Raw genomic sequence first — 18,117 nt, forward strand, 5'->3', positions numbered from 1 at the left:
CCCCGGCCCGGGGGCCGGCGCCGGGCGGGCGCGGGGGGGGGCGGGGCGCGGCCGGCGGCCGCGCCGGCCGCGCCCGCGCCGCCCCCCCCCCCGCCCCCCCCCCCCCCCCCCCGGCGGTGGTGGTCTAGAGACCGACGTGCTGCTGGAACCGCGCGATGGCGGCGAACTCCTGCACGTCGAGGGACGCGCCGCCGACGAGCGCGCCGTCGACGTCGGGCTCGCGGAGGAAGCCGGCGATGTTGCTCGACTTCACCGAACCGCCGTACAGGATGCGCGTGTCGGCGGCCGCCTGGTCGCCCCAGGCAGCGGCGATCCCGCGACGCAGCGCGGCACACTCGTCCTGCGCCTGCTCGGCCGTGGCGGCCTGGCCGGAGCCGATCGCCCAGACCGGTTCGTACGCGACGACGATCTCGGACGGCTGCACCGCCCCGAGGACGACCTGCAGCTGCTCGACCGGCACGACGCCGGCTCCGCGCTGCTCGCGCTGTTCGCCGGTCTCGCCGACGCAGACGACCGGGACCAGGCCGTGCTTCACGGCAGCAGCGGTCTTCGCGGCGACGACCTCGTCGGTCTCACCGTGCATGGTGCGACGCTCGGAGTGTCCGACGATGACGTACTTCGCGTCGAGTGCGGCGAGGAAGGCCCCCGAGATGTCCCCGGTGTAGGCACCGGAGTCGTACTGCGACAGGTCCTGGGCGCCGAACGCCAGCGACAGCTTGTCCGCCGAGATCAGCGTCTGCACGCTGCGCAGGTCGGTGAAGGGCGGGAAGACGGCGACCTCGACGTCGGCGTGGTCGTGCCGGGCGTCCTTCAGGGTCCACGCGAGCTTCTGGACGGTGGCGATGGCCTGGAGGTGGTCCAGGTTCATCTTCCAATTACCGGCGATGAGCGGCGTGCGGGTCATGCGGACCATCCGAGCGCTTCGAGGCCGGGGAGCGACTTGCCCTCGAGGAACTCGAGGCTCGCCCCGCCACCGGTGGAGATGTGGCCGAACTGGTCGTCGGTGAAGCCGAGCGACCGGACAGCGGCGGCGGAGTCGCCACCACCGACCACGCCGAGGCCGTCGACCTCGGTCAGTGCATGGGCGACGGTCTTCGTGCCGGCGGCGAAGGCCGGGAACTCGAACACGCCCATCGGGCCGTTCCAGAACACCGTCTTCGAGGCGGCGACCGCACGGGCGAACCGCTCGGCCGTCTCGGGCCCGATGTCCAGGCCGATGCCGTCCGAGCCGAACGCGGAGGACTCGATGGCGTCCGCGGCGACCGTCTCGTGCTCGGCGTCCGCGGCGAACCCGGAGGCCACCACGACGTCGGTCGGCAGGTCGATCGTCACGCCGAGCTGGGTCGCCCGCGACAGGTACTCGCGCACGGTGTCGAGCTGGTCCTGCTCGAGCAGCGACTTCGCGACCCCGTGGCCCTGGGCCGCGAGGAAGGTGAAGAGCATGCCGCCACCGATGCAGATCGTGTCGACCCGCGGCAGGAGGTGGTCGATGACGCCGAGCTTGTCGCTGACCTTCGAACCGCCGAGGACGACCGTGTACGGCCGCTCCGGGTCCTTGGTCAGACGCTCGAGCACGGTCAGTTCCTGCTCGATGAGCTGACCGGCAGCGCTCGGGAGCGCCGATGCCAGCTCGTACACGGAGGCCTGCTTGCGGTGCACGACGCCGAAGCCGTCGGAGACGAAGGCGTCCCCGAGCGCGGCGATGCGCTCCGCGAAGGCCGTGCGCTCGGCAGCGTCCTTCGAGGTCTCCTCCGGGTTGAAGCGGAGGTTCTCGAGCAGCAGGACGTCACCGTCCTCGAGGGCCTCGGCAGCCGCGGTCGCTTCGTCGCCGACGGTCTCGTCGACGAAGGCGACCGGCTTGCCGAGCAGCTCGGACAACCGCTGGGCGACGGGGGCGAGCGAGTACTCGGGCTTCCGTTCGCCGTCGGGCCGGCCGAGGTGGGACACCACGACCACGCGCGCGCCGGCGGTGATCAGGGTGTTCAGGGTGGTGAGCGACGCCCGCACGCGGCCGTCGTCCGTGATCGTGCCGTCCTTGAGCGGGACGTTCAGGTCACAGCGGACGACGACACGCTTGCCGGCGAGGTCGCCGAGGTCCTCGAGGGTGCGGAGAGCCATCAGGTCAGAGCTTCTCGCCCACGAACTCGGTCAGGTCGACCAGGCGGTTCGAGTAGCCCCACTCGTTGTCGTACCACGAGGTGATCTTGACGAGGTTGCCCATGACCTTGGTCAGCCCGGAGTCGTAGATCGAGGAGTGCGGGTCCGTCGTGATGTCGGTCGACACCAGCGGGTCCTCGCTGTAGAGCAGGATGCCCTTCATCGGGCCCTCGGCGGCGGCCTTGTAGGCGGCGTTGATCTCGTCGACGGTGACGTCCGACTTCGTCTCGAGGGTGAGGTCGGTGATCGAACCGGTCGGGACCGGGACGCGCAGCGCGAAGCCGTCGAGCTTGCCGGCGAGCTCCGGCATGACCAGGCCGATGGCCTTGGCGGCACCGGTCGAGGTCGGGACGATGTTCAGCGCGGCCGCACGGGCACGACGCGGGTCCTTGTGCGGGCCGTCCTGGAGGTTCTGGTCGGCGGTGTAGGCGTGGACCGTGGTCATGAGACCGCGCTCGATGCCGAACGCGTCGTGGAACACCTTGGCGAGCGGCGCGAGGCTGTTCGTGGTGCACGAGGCGTTCGAGATGATGTGGTGGTTCGCGGCGTCGTAGGTGTCCTCGTTCACGCCGAGCACGATGGTGACGTCGTCACCGGTGGCCGGGGCGGAGATGATGACCTTCTTGGCGCCGGCGTCGATGTGCTTCTGCGCATCGGCGGCCTTGGTGAAGAAGCCGGTCGACTCGATGACGATGTCGACACCCAGCTCGCCCCAGGGCAGGTTGGCGGGGTCGCGCTCCGCGAGGACCTTGATGGGCTTGCCGTCGACGACGATGTTGTCGCCGTCGAGCTCGACCGAGACGCCGAGGCGACCCGTGATCGAGTCGAACTTGAGCAGGTTCGCGAGTGCGGCGTTGTCGGTGAGGTCGTTCACCGCCACGATCTCGAGGTCGCTGCCCTTGGCCAGAGCGGCGCGGAAGAAGTTACGGCCGATCCGGCCGAAGCCGTTGATGCCGATCTTGACGGTCAATGGATCTCCTGTTGGGTGTGGAGCGCCTCGGGAGACGCTGCTTTTTCGGAGTGTGGAGGCGTCGTCATGGACGACGGCCGACCCACGCACGTGGACGATACGCCCCGTGACGTCGCCGTACCGACCCTAGCAGTCGGACCCCCGCGGACCGCCTGCATGACGCCGTCGCGGGGACGGGTCGGGTGCGGCGACCACGGGGGTCCGGTGGCCGGTCAGCGAGCTGCCCGGCGGAGGGTGCGATCCGGCGCTGTGCTCAGGCGCCCTCGAGCTCTTCCGGCACGCTGGCCTCGGTCCCGGGGATGCCGAGGTCGCTGGCGCGCTTGTCGGCCATCGCGAGCAGGCGGCGGATGCGCCCGGCGATCGCGTCCTTCGTCATGGGCGGGTCCGCGTGCTGGCCGAGCTCGTCGAGCGAGGCGTCGCGGTGCTCCAAGCGCAGGGCTCCGGCGTACTGCAGGTGGTCGGGGACCTCGTCGCCGAGGATCTCCAGGGCACGTTCGACCCGGGCACACGCGGCGACGGCGGCCTGCGCGGAACGACGGAGGTTCGCGTCGTCGAAGTTCACCAGGCGGTTGGCGGTGGCACGCACCTCGCGGCGCTGGCGCATCTCCTCCCAGTCGGCGGTCGTGCGGGCGGCGCCCATCGCGGTGAGCATCTGACCGATCGCCTCACCGTCGCGGATCACGACGCGGTGCACCCCGCGGACCTCGCGGCCCTTCGCGGCGATCCCGAGGCGCGACGCTGCTCCGACGAGCGCCATCGCGGCCTCGTTGCCGGGGCACGTGACCTCGAGTGCCGCGGCACGGCCCGGGTCGGTCAGGGTGCCGGACGCCAGGAACGCACCGCGCCAGATTGCGGCGAGGTCCTCGCGGTTGCCCGTGGTCAGCCGGTTCGGGAGGCCCCGCACCGGTCGGCGACGGGCGTCCATCAGGCCGGTCTGGCGGGCGAGCGTCTCGCCGGCCTCGAGCACACGCACGAGGTAGCGGGTCCCGCGACGCGAGGACGCGGTGGACCCGACGGAGGCCTCGCTGCGGACGCCGTAGAGCTCGGCGAGGTCCTTGCGGACGCGGTGCACGATGATCCGGGTGTCGAGCTCGACCTCGACCGCGATGCGCCCGGAGATGACGTGCAGGCCCCCGGCGAAGCGCAGGACGGTCGCGAGTTCGGCGGCGCGGACCGTGTTCCGGTTGACGACGACCCTGGCCAGCTCGTCCTTCACCTCGGCAGTCAACGGCACGGCATCATTCCTTACGTTCTTCGGGGTGGGGCTCTGCGGTCCCGGGGCGCACACGTGTGGAGGCGGCCGGTGGGACGGTCACTCCCGGCCGAGATCTCGGTTCTTCACACGCACGGCGACGTTGGGCATCCCGCGGAGCAGGTTCGCCAACTCGGCGACGATGGCGACCGAACGGTGCTTGCCGCCGGTACAGCCGATGGCGATCGTAGCGTGTCTTTTGTTCTCGCGCTGGTACCCCTCGAAGACCGGCTCCAGGACGGAGGCGTAGCGGTCGACGAACGGACGGGCCCCGGACTGCTCCATGACGTAGTCCGAGACGGGCTTGTCGAGGCCCGTGTGCACCCGGAGTTCCGGCACCCAGTAGGGGTTCGGGATGAACCGCACGTCGGCCACCATGTCGGCGTCGGTGGGCAGTCCGTACTTGAACCCGAAGCTCATCAGCGTCACCTGGACCCCGACGAACCGGTCCTCGGCGAACCGCTCGGTGACGGCGTTCGCCAGCTGGTGGATGTTCAGGTCGGAGGTGTCGATGATCAGGTCGGACGCCTCGCGCAGCCCGAGCAGCCGGGTGCGTTCCCGGGCGATGCCGTCGAGCAGCGTGTCCTCGCCCTGCAGCGGGTGCGGGCGGCGGACCTGCTCGAACCGCCGCACCAGGACCTGGTCGGTGGCCTCGAGGAACAGCACCCGGACCCGGGCGCTCGTGCTCTCGCGCAGGGACTGCACGGCGCGCTCCGGGTCGGTGAAGAACCGCCCACCGCGGACGTCGACGACCGTCGCGATCTTCGGGATCGACTCCCCCGCGCGGTCCGCCAGGTCGGTGAGCGGCCCGAGCATCTGCGTCGGCAGGTTGTCGACGACGTACCAGCCGAGGTCCTCGAGCGCCTTGCCGACCGTCGACCGCCCCGCACCGGACATGCCCGTCACGATCAGGACGTCGTGCTGTTGCTGCGAGGTGGTGTCGGTCATCTGCGAAGGGGCTCCATCGTGGTGTGGCCGGGCGGGTCGCCCGTCGGAGCCGGGCGCGGCGCGCTCGGCATGGGTGGGCCCGCGGACCCTCGGGCTGTCCGCCCTGGGTCCGCGTCCAGGCTACCGTCCGACCGGGAGGCCCGTGCCGGGGTCACGCAGGCCGGTGCGGACCGTCCGGGGTCGTCTCGGGGACGCGCACCGGGCCTCCCGGCTGTGGCGCGCTGGACGGTGCCGACGCGCTGGCCGGTTCCGGAACACTGGCCGGTTCGGGAGCACTGGCCGACTCGGGGGCACTGACGGGCACGGTCGTGAGCTTCCGGACCACCGCGGCAGCGGTCGCCGGTCCGACGCCGGGGACCTCGGCGACCTCCTCCGCCGTCGCCTGCCGGAGCCGGGCGACGGAGCCGAAGTGCTTGAGCAGCGCCGAGACCCGGTTCGGCCCGAGTCCGGGGATCTCGGACAGCTGCGAGCGGACGTCCCGCTTCCGCCGGGTGCGCTGGTGCGTGATCGCGAACCGGTGTGCCTCGTCGCGGAGGCGTTGGATGAGGAACAGCGCCTCGGAGTTGCGCGGCAGGATCACCGGGAAGTCGTCGTCCGGCAGCCACAGCTCTTCCAGCCGCTTCGCGATGCCGACCAGGGCGATGTCACGGACCCCGGCTTCGTCGAGAGCCCGCTTCGCCGCCGCGACCTGCGGTTGCCCACCGTCGACGACGAGCAGCTGCGGGCGGTACGCGAACCGCTTCGAGGGCTTCGTGCCCTCGACCACGCCGTCGGCCGTGACGTCCGGGACGTCCGGCACGGCCGCGTCCTCGTCGAGTCGGGCCAGGCGCCGCGTGAGCACCTGGTACATGCTGTCGGTGTCGTCGGTGGTCTCGGCGATCGTGTAGCGGCGGTACTGGTCCTTGCGCGGCAGGCCGTCCTCGAACACGACCATCGACGCGACGACGTTCGTGCCCTGCAGGTGCGAGATGTCGTAGCACTCCATCCGCAGCGGGGCTTCGGACATGCCCAGTGCCTCCTGGATGTCCGCCAACGCCGCCGCACGGGTCGTGTAGTCGGCCGAGCGCTTGGTCTTGTAGAGCATCAGCGCCTGCTGGGCATTCTGCGACGCGGTCCGGGCCAGGCCCGCGCGGTCACCTCGCTGCGCGGTGCTGAGCTTCGTGCCACGGCCACCACGGCGGTCGCTGAGCCACTGCTGGAGGGCGTCGGCGTCGTCCGGCAGCACCGGCACCACGACCTCTCGCGGCGGTCCGTCGTTCGCCACACCCGGAGTCGGGTCGGCGCTCGCCTGCATGAGCAGTGCGCCGTCGGCACCGGTCGACAGCCCGTCGTCGGCGTAGACACCCTGCACGATCTGCTCGACGAGGTCGCCCGTGCTGATGTCGAGCTCCTTGTCGACGACCCAGCCGCGGACACCACGGATGCGCCCGCCACGGACCGAGAACAGCTGCACGGCCGCGGCGAGCTCGTCCTCGGCGATGCCGAACAGGTCGAGGTCGACTGAGTCCTTGAGCACCACGGCGGACTTCTCGAGCACCGCTTCGAGCGCCTCGACCTGGTCGCGGAAGCGCGCGGCCTGCTCGTACTGCATGGCGTCCGCCGACGCGGCCATCCGCTGCCGGAGCTGGGTGATGACGCGGCGGTCGTAGCTGCCCATGAAGCGGACGAACTCCTCGACGAGCGCGCGGTGCTCCTCGATGGTCACGCGCTGCGAGCAGGGACCGCCGCACTTGCCGATCTGCCCGGGGAAGCAGGGCTTGCCGGTCTGCATGGCCCGCTTGTACGAGGACTCCGAGCAGGTGCGGATCGGGAAGACCTTGATCATCAGGTCGATCGTGTCGTGCACCGCCCAGATCTTCGGGTACGGGCCGAAGTACTTGGCGCCCTTGATCTTCCGGTTCCGGGTCACCATCACCCGGGGTGCCTCGTCCGCCATCGTGATCGCCATGTACGGGTAGGACTTGTCGTCCCGGAACTTGACGTTGAACGGCGGATCGAACTCCTTGATCCACGTGTACTCGAGCTGCAGCGCTTCGATCTCGGACCCGACGGTGGTCCACTCGACGCTCTTCGCCGTCAGGACCATCCGCCGGGTGCGTTCGTGCAGGGTCGGCAGCGGTGCGAAGTAGTTGCTCAGGCGGGCGCGGAGGTTCTTCGCCTTGCCGACGTAGAGCACCCGACCATTGCCGTCACGCCATCGGTAGACGCCCGGGTCGGTCGGGATCTCCCCCGCCTTCGGCCGCCAGGAGACGGTGTCGGCCACCTAGCGAGCCCCTGCCTTCTCTGCACCTGCTCGCCGTGCGCCGACCGACCGCTGCTTGCCCACGCGGGCGTCCTGCGCCTCGAGGATCTCGCGGAGGAAGACACCGGTGTGGCTCTCCGGGACGTCGGCGACGTGCTCCGGCGTGCCCGTCGCGAGCACCGTGCCACCACCGGAACCACCCTCGGGACCCATGTCGATGACCCAGTCGGCGGACTTGATGACGTCGAGGTTGTGCTCGATCGTGATGACGGTGTTGCCCTTGTCGACCAGCGACTGCAGCACGAGGAGGAGCTTCCGGACGTCCTCGAAGTGCAGACCCGTGGTCGGCTCGTCGAGCACGTACACGGTGCGGCCGTTCGAGCGACGCTGCAGCTCGGTCGCGAGCTTGACGCGCTGCGCCTCGCCACCCGACAGGGTCGTCGCGCTCTGCCCGAGTCGGACGTAGCCCAGGCCGACGTCGACCAGGGTCGCCATGTAGCGGTGGATCGCGGAGATCGGCTCGAAGAACTCGGCCGCCTCGCTGATCGGCATGTCCAGGACCTCGGAGATGCTCTTGCCCTTGTAGTGGACCTGCAGCGTCTCGCGGTTGTACCGGGCACCACCGCAGACCTCGCACGCGACGTAGACGTCGGGCAGGAAGTTCATCTCGATCTTGATCGTGCCGTCACCCGAGCAGTTCTCGCAGCGCCCGCCCTTGACGTTGAAGCTGAAGCGACCGGGCTGGTAGCCGCGGGTCTTCGCCTCTTGCGTCTCGGCGAAGAGCTGCCGGATGCGGTCGAAGACGCCGGTGTAGGTCGCCGGGTTCGAGCGCGGGGTGCGGCCGATCGGTGCCTGGTCGACGTGCACGACCTTGTCGAGCTGGTCCAGGCCCTTCACGCGCGTGTGCTTGCCGGCGATGTGCCGGGCACCGTTGAGCTGGTTGGCGAGCACCTTGTAGAGGATGTCGTTGACCAGGGTGGACTTGCCGGAACCGCTGACGCCGGTGACCGCCGTGAACACGCCGAGCGGGAAGTCGACGTCCACGTCCTTGAGGTTGTTCGCCCGGGCACCCTGCACGGTGATGACCCGCTTGCGGTTCACCTTGCGGCGCTCGGACGGCATCTCGATCGAGCGACGACCGGCCAGGTAGTCGCCCGTGATCGACTCGCGGTTCTCGATCATGTCGGCGTAGGAACCGGAGTGCACGACCTTGCCGCCGTTGACGCCGGCACCGGGTCCGATGTCGACGACCCAGTCGGCGGTACGGATGGTGTCCTCGTCGTGCTCGACGACGATGAGCGTGTTGCCGAGTTCCTTGAGCTTGACCAGGGTGTCGATCAGGCGGCGGTTGTCGCGCTGGTGCAGACCGATGCTCGGTTCGTCGAGGACGTAGAGCACCCCGGTCAGGCCGGAGCCGATCTGCGTCGCCAGACGGATGCGCTGCGCTTCACCGCCGGAGAGCCCACCGGCGCCACGCGCCAGGGTCAGGTAGTTGAGGCCGACCTCGAGCAGGAACTCGAGACGCGCCCGGATCTCGCGCAGGACCGCCGCGGCGATGTGCGCCTCGCGCTTGGTCAGGGCGATGTCCGCCATGAACGCGTAGGCCTCGTCGAGGGCCATGCTCGTGACGTCGGCGATGCTGCGACCGTCCACGGTCACACCGAGCACCTCGGGCTTGAGGCGGGTGCCGTCGCAGACCGGGCAGGGGACCTCGCGCAGGTAGCCCTGGAAGCGCTGTCGCTGCGAGTCGGTCTCGGCCTCGGCGAACTTGCGCTCGATGTAGGGCATGACGCCCTCGAACCCGCTCGTGTACCGCATCTCGCGGCCGAAGCGGTTCCGCCAGGACACCGAGACCTCGAAGTCCTTGCCGGTGAGGATCGCGGCCTGCACCGACGCGGGCAGCTGGCTCCACGGGGTGTCCATCCGGAAGCCGAGCTCCTTGCCGAGACCGGCGAGCAGCTTCTCGAAGTACGAGTACAGGCCGCTGGTACCGGTCCACGGCAGCAGCACGCCGTCCTTCAGGGAGGCCTCGGGGTCACCGAGCACCAGGTCGGGGTCGACCGACATCCGGGTACCGAGACCGGAGCACTCCGGGCAAGCGCCGAACGGGGCGTTGAACGAGAACGTCCGCGGCTCGATCTCGGTCAGGGCCAGCGGGTGGTTGTTCGGGCAGGACAGGTTCTCGGAGTACGTCCGGACCGCGCCGGGCCCCTCGTGGTCCACGAGGTCGATCGCCACGGTGCCGTCCGTCAGGCGCAGAGCCGTCTCGAGCGAGTCGGTCAGGCGTCCCAGGATGTCGTCGCTGGCGACCAGACGGTCGACGATGACGGAGATGTCGTGCTTGACCTGCTTCTTCAGCGTCGGCGGGCTGCTCAGCTGGATCCGCTCGCCGTCGACGATGGCGCGCGAGTAACCGGAGGCGGCGAGCTCCTGGAAGAGGTCGACGAACTCGCCCTTCTTCTTCGACACGATCGGCGCGAGCACCTGGAAGCGGGTGCCGCTCTCCTGCGTCATCAGCTGGTCGGCGATCTGCTGCACGCTCTGCTTGCTGATCACTTCACCGCAGACGGGGCAGTGCGGGATGCCGATGCGCGCCCAGAGCAGACGCATGTAGTCGTAGACCTCGGTGATGGTGCCCACCGTGGACCGCGGGTTGCGGTTCGTCGACTTCTGGTCGATCGACACCGCCGGCGACAGGCCCTCGATGAAGTCGACGTCGGGGCGGTCGACCTGGCCGAGGAACTGCCGGGCGTACGCCGACAGGGACTCGACGTAGCGCCGCTGGCCCTCGGCGAAGATCGTGTCGAACGCCAGCGAGGACTTGCCCGAGCCGGACAGCCCGGTGAACACGACGAGCGAGTCACGTGGGATCTCGAGGTCGACGTCCCGGAGGTTGTGGACGCGCGCGCCACGGACGCTGAGCGTCGACGTGTCGTGCGGGGCCGTCCCGCCGGGCAGGTGCAGGTCCGACGGCTCGTCGAAGTCGTCCGGGCCGGACGTGGCGGTTCCGCGGTCAGAGGTGATGGTCATCGCAGACGATTCTACGAAGCCGGTCCGACAAACGCCCGCCGAGTCGGCTCAGTCGAGTGCGTCCAGAGCGAACGTGACGCCGGAGGCACGCTCGCTGGCGGTCCAGAGCCGCGCCGCCTCGAGCCGGTCGTGCGCCCGCGGTTCCGCCGGCACCACCGTGGCACGGCCGCGGAGCTGGAACCAGCCGTCCGGCCCCCAGTACTCGCCGGAGCGGACGCCGTCGGCGACCGAGGCGTGCACGAGCGGGACCGCGCCGGCGTCCTTCCCCTGGGCGATCAACCGCTGAGCGGGCCCGATCCACGACGGGTCGGACCGCGAGGGTTCGGATTGCGACCGCTCGGAGCGCGATGGCTGGGGACCCGACTGCGCTCCCGCCGCCTGCGTCAGCGAGTCGAGCGCGAGCCCCGGGTGCGCGACGACGCTCGACACGGCGGACCCGGCGTCCGCCAGACGCTGGGCGAGCTCGAACCCGAACAGCATCACCGCGAGCTTGCTCCGCGCGTACTGCCGGTAGCCGTTGTAGTACCCCGCACCGAGCGGGTCGTGGCGGTCGAGGGTCGCCCAGCGGTGGGAGATCGAGCCGAGGTGGACGACCCGCCCACCGGTGGCCTGCAGCAACGGCAGCACCAGGCCGGTCCAGGCGAAGTGGCCGAGGTGGTTCGTGCCGATCTGCAGCTCGTGGCCCTGCGCGGTGGACTGCCGCTCGCGCGACCCGACCACCCCGGCGTTGTTGAGGACGGCGTGCACGGGCCCCATCGTGGCCAGGGTGTCGGCCGCCGCACGGACCGAGTCGAGGTCGGCCAGGTCGAGGTGGACGTGCTCGAGCACCGCGTCGAGGACCACGGAGCGGATGCGGCGCTCGGCTGCCACGGCCTTCTCGGGGTTGCGGGTCGCCAGGACCACCCGGTGCCCGGCTGCGGCGAGCTGCTGGGCGGCCTGGTACCCGAGACCGGCGCTGGCGCCCGTGACGACGACGGTCCGCCGACCGGCACCAGTGCCGGGGTCAGACGACATGGCCGGCCGACTCCATCTGCCGCAGTGCCTTCTTCAGGTCCTGCACCTCGTCACGCAGTCGGGCCGCCAACTCGAACTTCAGTTCGGCCGCCGCCTGCAGCATCTGGTCGTTGAGGTCGGCGATCGTGGCCTCGAGCTGCGTCGCGCCCTCGCCGGCGATCCCCTCGCGGCGGAGCGACGGCGTCGGAGCGCGGCGGCCGTCACGGACACCACCCCCGCGGCGCTCGAGGAGTTCGCGGGTGTCGTCGCTCTCGCGGTTGAGGACCTCGGTGATGTCGGCGATCTTCTTGCGCAGCGGCTGCGGGTCGATGCCGTGCTCGAGGTTGTACGCCACCTGCTTCTCGCGGCGGCGGTCGGTCTCCTCGATGGCCTGCTTCATCGAGTCGGTCATCTTGTCGGCGTACATCAGGACCTGGCCCGACACGTTGCGCGCGGCACGACCGATGGTCTGGATGAGCGAGGTCGACGACCGGAGGAAGCCTTCCTTGTCGGCGTCGAGGATCGCGACGAGCGAGACCTCCGGCAGGTCGAGGCCTTCACGCAGCAGGTTGATGCCGATCAGCACGTCGTAGACGCCCTGGCGCAGCTCGGTGAGCAGCTCCACGCGCTTCAGGGTGTCGACGTCCGAGTGCAGGTAGCGCACCCGGACCCCGGCGTTGCCGAGGAAGTCGGTGAGCTCTTCGGCCATGCGCTTGGTCAGTGTGGTGACGAGCACGCGCTCGTTCTTCTCGGAGCGCTGCTTGATCTCCTCGAGCAGGTCGTCGATCTGGCCGTCGCTCGGCTTGATGATGATCTCGGGGTCGATGAGGCCCGTCGGGCGGATGATCTGCTCGACGACGCTGTCCGTGATGCCGAGCTCGTACTTGCCGGGCGTCGCCGACAGGAAGACCTTCTGCCCGACGCGGTCGAGGAACTCCTCCCACTTCAGCGGGCGGTTGTCCATCGCGCTCGGCAGCCGGAAGCCGTGCTCCACCAGGGTGCGCTTCCGGGAGGCGTCGCCCTCGTACATCGCACCGATCTGCGGCACCGTGACGTGCGACTCGTCGATGACCAGGAGGAAGTCCTCCGGGAAGTAGTCGATGAGGCAGTGCGGGGCTTCGCCGGGGCCGCGGCCCTCCATGTGGCGGGAGTAGTTCTCGATGCCCGAGCAGAAGCCGATCTGCTCCATCATCTCGATGTCGAAGGTGGTGCGCATCCGGAGCCGCTGGGCCTCGAGCAGCTTGCCCTGGCCCTCGAGCTCGGCGAGTCGCTCGGCCAGCTCGTGCTTGATCGAGGTGATCGCCCGGTGCATGACGTCGGTGTCCGCGACGTAGTGGGACGCCGGGAAGATCGAGACGGCGGGCAGGTCGTCGATGACGTTGCCGGTCAGCGGGTGCAGCGAGGACAGCGCTTCGATCTCGTCACCGAACATCTCGATGCGGATCGCGTGCTCTTCGTACATCGGGATGATCTCGAGCGTGTCGCCGCGGACCCGGAAGGTGCCGCGGGCGAAGTCGACGTCGTTGCGCTGGTACTGCATGCTGACGAACTTCCGCACGAGCTGGTCGCGGGAGATGTTCTGCCCGATGTGCAGCGCGACCGAGGCGTTCATGTACTGCTCGGGCGTGCCGAGGCCGTAGATGCAGGACACGGTCGACACCACGACGGTGTCACGGCGGCTGAGCAGGGAGTTCGTCGTCGAGTGCCGCAGACGCTCGACCTCGGCGTTGACGGACGAGTCCTTCTCGATGAAGGTGTCCGTCTGCGGGACGTAGGCCTCGGGCTGGTAGTAGTCGTAGTACGAGACGAAGTACTCGATGGCGTTGTTCGGCATCAGGCCGCGGAACTCGTTGGCGAGCTGCGCCGCCAGCGTCTTGTTGTGCGCGAGCACCAGCGTCGGCCGCTGCACCTGTTCGATCAGCCACGCGGTGGTCGCCGACTTGCCGGTACCGGTCGCACCGAGCAGCACGACGTCGGTCTCACCCGCGTTGATGCGCCCGGCGAGTTCGGCGATGGCCGCGGGCTGGTCCCCACTCGGCATGTACTCGCTGATGACCTCGAACGGTCGGATGGCACGCGTGGGCTCTACGGCAACTCCCATGGAGCCAACAGTAGGCGCGGCCGCTGACATCGGAGTGCTCTGCTCGCCCTCGGCGTACTGTCACCCGATAGCGGACGCAGAGACACCTGATCGGCACCGGTCGTAGCCTCCGAGCCGTTCAGCAACCCGACCGAAGAGGCCCCATGACCACGGCCCCCGCTGCAGCACCAGCGACGGGCACCCCGTTCCGCGGACGCATCCGCGGGCGGGTGCTCCTGCTCCTCTGCTGCATGTACGCCATCTCGTACATCGACCGTACGAACATCTCGACCGCCCTCCCCCACATCACCGACGAGTTCGGCCTCAGCGACACCGACGCCGGGTTCATCGTCTCGGCGTTCGCACTGCCGTACGCCCTGCTGCAGGTGTTCGGCGGCACCATCAGCGAACGCTTCGGCCCGCGCCGCGCACTGTTCGTCATCACCGTCGTCTGGGGTGTCGCGACGCTCTGGACCGGACTCGCCACGGGCTTCTGGACGCTCTTCGCGGCGCGGCTGCTGCTCGGCCTCAGCGAAGCCGCGGCGTTCCCCTCCGCCACCCAGGCGATGAGCCGCTGGATCCCCCGCGACCGCAACGGCTTCGCACAGGGTGTGGTCCACTCCGCCGCGCGGCTCGGCAACGCCCTCGCACCGCTCGTCGTCGCTTACTTCATCGCGATCAGCGGCTGGCGCCTGGCGTTCTTCGCCACCGCGGTGCTCTCCGTGGCCTGGGGCATCACCTGGTTCGTCCTGTTCCGCGACCGCCCCGAGGACGCCCGCGGGATCACGAAGGCCGAACTCGCCGAACTGCCACCGGTCGAGACCCGCGCCACCCGCCCGCCGGTGCCGTGGCGCGCCCTGGCGAGGCAGATCCTGCCGGTGTCCTTCGTCGACTTCGGGTACGGGTGGACCCTCTGGGTGTTCCTCACCTGGATCCCGACGTTCCTCAGCGACCAGTACGACCTCGAGATCAGCGCCTTCGCCTGGTTCACGACCGCCGTCCTCCTGGCCGGGGTCGTCGGCGACACGGTCGGCGGGCTGCTCAGCGACCGGATCATCCACCGCGGTGGCGACCCACGGCACGCACGACGCCTGGTCCTGGTGATCGGGCTCGGTGGGTCGCTGGTCTGCCTGCTCCCGCTCGTCGTCGTCGGGCAGAGCCTGACCGTCGCGACCGTGTCACTCGCCCTGTCGTTCTTCTTCCTCGAGCTCTGCAACGCGAACCTGTGGGCGATCCCGATGGACGTCGCCCCGCAGTGGTCCGGCACGGCATCCGGGTTCATGAACACCGGGTTCGGCGTCGCCGGCGTCGTCTCCCCCATCGTGTTCGGCGTCCTCATCGACGCCTCCGGATGGCAGCTGCCGTTCGGGATCTCGTGCGCGCTGCTCGCGGGTGCCGCGGTGGTCGCGTGGGTCATGAAGCCGCAGCGCCTCACCGTGACCGACGGCGTGCTCGAGGTGGGCGTCCCCGCGGTCGAGCGCGACGCCACGCAGTAGCGTCCGGCGGTCACCGATCCGTGGGCCCCCGGGCGGGGCCCGCCGGCGGGGGGCGCCGCCCCCCGCGGGCCCCCCCCCCCCCCGCCCGGGGCCCCCCCCGCCGGCGCCCCCCGCCACCGCCGGCCGGGGCGCCCGGGGCCCCCCCCCCCCGGGGCCGCCCGTCAGTCGTCCGCGTCCTGGGTCAGGTCGCTGGATCGAACCGGTACATCCACGCCGCCGGTCCCACGCGCGCTCGGCGTGCCGCCAACGCAGCGCCGGGCAGGACCAGCCGATCGCGGAGCGCCGACCCCACCACGCCGAGTGTCTTGCTCTTGTCCAGCAGCTCCCCCTGCCGTGTGATGGCATCGACACGGCGGCTCCGCAGCTCCTGCATCCGTATCGCGAGGGTCGTCGCCGGGGTCCCACCGGCGACCAGTGAACCGAGGACGACGGCGTCCTCGAGCGCCAGGGAAGCACCTTGCCCGGCGGTCGGTGGGATCGCGTGCGCCGCGTCCCCGATCAGGACCACCCGTCCGCGCCCCCACCGCACCGGACGCGGGGTGGTCCGGGACGCCCACACGTCGACGGTCCGCGACCCCGCCGACAGTGCCGCGAGCGGCAGGACGTCCCGCCCGACGAGCCGCGGGAGCTCCGCGACCCACTCCGGGCCGCTCCTGCCCACGGCGACGCGCACGCCCCCGGCCACCGTGCTGAGGTGTGGGTTCGCGAACCACATGACGGTCGACACGTCGACCCGCAGCGTGCTGACGAAACACTCCCTGCCGAACCGGAACTGCAGCGTTCCGGTGGTCCCGGCTTCGCTCTCGGTGAGTCCGCTGCCGGAGTACGTGCCGCCGATGCTGACGACCGGGGCCAGGACCTCCCGCGACGTCGCGTCGTCCGTCCCGGGCCCGTGGCCTCCGAAGGTGCGTCGGACGGCAGAGCCGACACCGTCCGCACCGATGACGACGTCCGCCGTGAAGCGCTCGGACGTCTCGGTGAGCACGCTCGCCCGGTTCCCCTCGTCGACGGCGCTCAGCACACGTGCTCCGGTGATGACCGTGATGCCTCGTCGTTGCGCCTCCGTGCGGAGCAGTCGGTAGAGATCGGCTCGGTCCAGCGAACGCGTCGTCACTCCGTCGTCCTGCAGCCCGAGCGGGAGGTCCGCGGTCAGACGCCCTCGCGGGTCGAACGTCTGCAGTCGCGGTGTCGGGACCCCGATCGCCGACACGGCTGCTCCGAGACCGAGTTCGCGCAACGCTGCGACTCCGTTGCTGGCGACCTGCAGCCACGATCCGACATCGTCCGCGAACCCGGCGGTGCGCTCCAGGACGGTCGGGTCGGCCCCGGCTCGATGCAGGGCGATGGCGGCAGCGAAGCCGGCGATCCCGCCCCCGACGATGACTGCCTGCATGCCGTGAACCCGTTCGTGTCGGTGAGGAATCAGTCGATCAGCCGTGATCGCGTCGTCTCACTGCGGCGGCCCGCACCACGACCTGCTCGATGCGTGACGCGGACGTCTCGGCAAGACGATCGTACGGCGACGCGGCGCCAGCTGCCCTGAGAAGCCGGGCAGTCGGCCGGCTACCGGACGCGTGCCATCATCTTCGACGGATCGTCGAGGGGCGCGAAGCCGAACTGGGCGTAGAGGCCGTGCGCATCGCCGGTCGAGAGCAGCGCGCGCGTGAGTCCGAGTGGTTCGAGGTCGTCGACCACTGCGGCGAGGAGCAACTTGCCGACTCCGCGCCCGCGGACCTGCGGGGCGACGAACACGTCGCAGAGCCACGCGAAGGTCACGCCGTCGGTCACCACTCGCGCGCAGGCGACCTGCTCGCCGGTCACGTCGTCGTGGACGCCGTAGTTGCGGGATGCGTCGATCGCAGCGTCCTGTGTCGCTCGCGATCGTCCCCGTGCCCAGTACGACTGCTCACTCAGCCATGCGTGCACCTGCGCCCGGTCGACCCGATCCGTCCCCGTCGAGGTGCTGTACCGCTCCGCCATGGACTTCACCGTACCGGCGAGTCCACGAGGCGATCAGCCCGCGACGTCGAAGACGACCACCCGCGCACTCCGCGCCCCGATGTGGTCCGCCACCGGCTGGTGCGCCGGGTGGGGCAGGTAGGCGTCCCGGGCGGCAGCATCCCGGAACCGGACGACGAGGGCCCAGTCGAAGCCGCCCTCGAGCCCCTCGGGGCTGACACTCGGCCCGGAGGTGACGGACACGACGCCGTCGATGGTCGGCAGGTGTTCGGCGACCAGGGCGCTCGCGCGTTCCGGCGCCGTGCCGTCCTCGCCGTCCCAGTCCACGAGCACCACGTGCACGATCTCGGTCATGGTCGTCCTCCCGTCGGGGTCGCGCACCGACGGCGGCGATCACCCCGAGCCTCCGCCGCCGTGCTGGGCGTACCCCGAACCGGTGCGGGGCTGGGTCGTCGCGGACACCCGGCGGCCTAGCGTCCAGGGCACACCACGACGAGAGGAAACACCATGGCAAGTGGAGTCGCAGCAGTCTGGGTCCCGGTCAGCGACATGGAGCGCGCCGTCGCGTTCTACCGCGACACGCTCGGTCTCACGGTGAAGGACCAGTCCGACGACTGGAGCGAGATCGACGCCGGCGGGCTGATGATCGGCCTCAACGGACGCGAGTCCGCCAGCCAGTCGAGCGACGGCGGCGCGGTCGTCTCGTTCCAGCCGGACGGCAGCATCGAGGACGAGGTGGCCTCGCTCAAGGAGCGCGGCGCGGACATCCAGGGCGAGATCAGCGAGCACCCGTGGGGGAAGATCATCCCCTTCAAGGACAGCGAGGGCAACGACCTGCAGCTGTACTCGCCGCCGCAGGGCTGACGACGGACCGGCCGTGCGGCGGCGCCCGGTCGGACCGCATGACGGGGGGGGCCGGGGCGGCGGGGGCGGGGGGGGCGCGCCGGGGGTGGGGCGGGGGGGGGGGCGCCGCCCCCCCCCCCCCCGGGG

At 70.5% G+C, this 18,117-nt stretch carries 14 protein-coding genes; 2 read left to right on the plus strand and 12 right to left on the minus strand.

All coding sequences use genetic code 11. From position 1 onward, the window contains the following. Nucleotides 1-124 precede the first annotated feature (124 nt). The 9 genes from tpiA to uvrB form a co-directional block, all read right to left on the minus strand. Nucleotides 125-913: a triose-phosphate isomerase gene (gene tpiA / locus QCD68_RS14125; RefSeq protein WP_301223475.1), complete on the minus strand. Its 789-nt coding sequence runs from the start codon at nucleotides 911-913 to the stop codon at nucleotides 125-127. After that, nucleotides 901-2,118 carry a phosphoglycerate kinase gene (locus QCD68_RS14130; protein WP_301223476.1) on the minus strand — a complete coding sequence of 406 codons (1,218 nt, stop codon included), beginning with the start codon at nucleotides 2,116-2,118 and terminating at the stop codon, nucleotides 901-903. Before QCD68_RS14130 ends, tpiA begins: the two co-directional genes overlap by 13 nt. A 4-nt stretch (nucleotides 2,119-2,122) precedes the next feature. Beyond that, nucleotides 2,123-3,127 carry a type I glyceraldehyde-3-phosphate dehydrogenase gene (gap, locus tag QCD68_RS14135; RefSeq protein WP_111073543.1) on the minus strand — a complete coding sequence of 335 codons (1,005 nt, stop codon included), beginning with the start codon at nucleotides 3,125-3,127 and terminating at the stop codon, nucleotides 2,123-2,125. A gap of 253 nt (nucleotides 3,128-3,380) precedes the next feature. Then, a complete protein-coding gene (gene whiA / locus QCD68_RS14140) occupies nucleotides 3,381-4,361 on the minus strand; it encodes a DNA-binding protein WhiA (protein WP_110902223.1) in 981 nt (326 codons plus the stop codon). Nucleotides 4,362-4,439: 78 nt separating this feature from the next. Beyond that, entirely contained in the window at nucleotides 4,440-5,327 is an 888-nt protein-coding gene (rapZ, locus tag QCD68_RS14145; RefSeq protein ID WP_301223478.1) for an RNase adapter RapZ, read from the minus strand. 151 nt (nucleotides 5,328-5,478) lie between these two features. Beyond that, the gene (uvrC, locus tag QCD68_RS14150) at nucleotides 5,479-7,590 is read right to left on the minus strand and encodes an excinuclease ABC subunit UvrC (protein WP_301223479.1); all 2,112 of its coding nucleotides are present in this window, start codon (nucleotides 7,588-7,590) and stop codon (nucleotides 5,479-5,481) included. Then, a complete protein-coding gene (gene uvrA / locus QCD68_RS14155) occupies nucleotides 7,591-10,599 on the minus strand; it encodes an excinuclease ABC subunit UvrA (protein ID WP_253463200.1) in 3,009 nt (1,002 codons plus the stop codon). Between the two features lie 48 nt (nucleotides 10,600-10,647). Then, nucleotides 10,648-11,613 carry an SDR family NAD(P)-dependent oxidoreductase gene (locus tag QCD68_RS14160; RefSeq protein WP_301223481.1) on the minus strand — a complete coding sequence of 322 codons (966 nt, stop codon included), beginning with the start codon at nucleotides 11,611-11,613 and terminating at the stop codon, nucleotides 10,648-10,650. Continuing rightward, nucleotides 11,603-13,693 (minus strand): excinuclease ABC subunit UvrB, encoded by a 2,091-nt coding sequence (gene uvrB / locus QCD68_RS14165; protein ID WP_111073547.1) that lies wholly within the window; start codon nucleotides 13,691-13,693, stop codon nucleotides 11,603-11,605. The genes QCD68_RS14160 and uvrB overlap by 11 nt, the downstream gene beginning before the upstream one ends. A 143-nt stretch (nucleotides 13,694-13,836) precedes the next feature. Here uvrB and QCD68_RS14170 point away from each other — a divergent pair, with 143 nt between their 5' ends. Next, nucleotides 13,837-15,168: an MFS transporter gene (locus QCD68_RS14170; protein WP_301223482.1), complete on the plus strand. Its 1,332-nt coding sequence runs from the start codon at nucleotides 13,837-13,839 to the stop codon at nucleotides 15,166-15,168. A 181-nt stretch (nucleotides 15,169-15,349) separates the two neighbouring features. On the opposite strand, the gene QCD68_RS14175 is transcribed toward QCD68_RS14170, so the two are convergent. The 3 genes from QCD68_RS14175 to QCD68_RS14185 form a co-directional block, all read right to left on the minus strand. Next, nucleotides 15,350-16,561 (minus strand): FAD-dependent oxidoreductase, encoded by a 1,212-nt coding sequence (locus tag QCD68_RS14175; RefSeq protein ID WP_301223483.1) that lies wholly within the window; start codon nucleotides 16,559-16,561, stop codon nucleotides 15,350-15,352. 170 nt (nucleotides 16,562-16,731) lie between these two features. Further along, complete coding sequence (locus QCD68_RS14180) at nucleotides 16,732-17,148, minus strand: GNAT family N-acetyltransferase (RefSeq protein ID WP_301223484.1); 417 nt, start codon at nucleotides 17,146-17,148, stop codon at nucleotides 16,732-16,734. A 33-nt stretch (nucleotides 17,149-17,181) separates the two neighbouring features. After that, nucleotides 17,182-17,481 carry a Dabb family protein gene (locus tag QCD68_RS14185; RefSeq protein ID WP_111075201.1) on the minus strand — a complete coding sequence of 100 codons (300 nt, stop codon included), beginning with the start codon at nucleotides 17,479-17,481 and terminating at the stop codon, nucleotides 17,182-17,184. Nucleotides 17,482-17,634: 153 nt separating this feature from the next. Between QCD68_RS14185 and QCD68_RS14190 the strand changes: the two genes are divergently transcribed. After that, on the plus strand, nucleotides 17,635-17,991 hold the full coding sequence (locus tag QCD68_RS14190) for a VOC family protein (protein WP_110903888.1): 357 nt from the start codon (nucleotides 17,635-17,637) through the stop codon (nucleotides 17,989-17,991). The last annotated feature ends 126 nt before the right edge of the window (nucleotides 17,992-18,117 follow it).

This window comes from Curtobacterium sp. PsM8 (assembly GCF_030433875.1).
In the GTDB taxonomy this organism is placed as follows: domain Bacteria; phylum Actinomycetota; class Actinomycetes; order Actinomycetales; family Microbacteriaceae; genus Curtobacterium.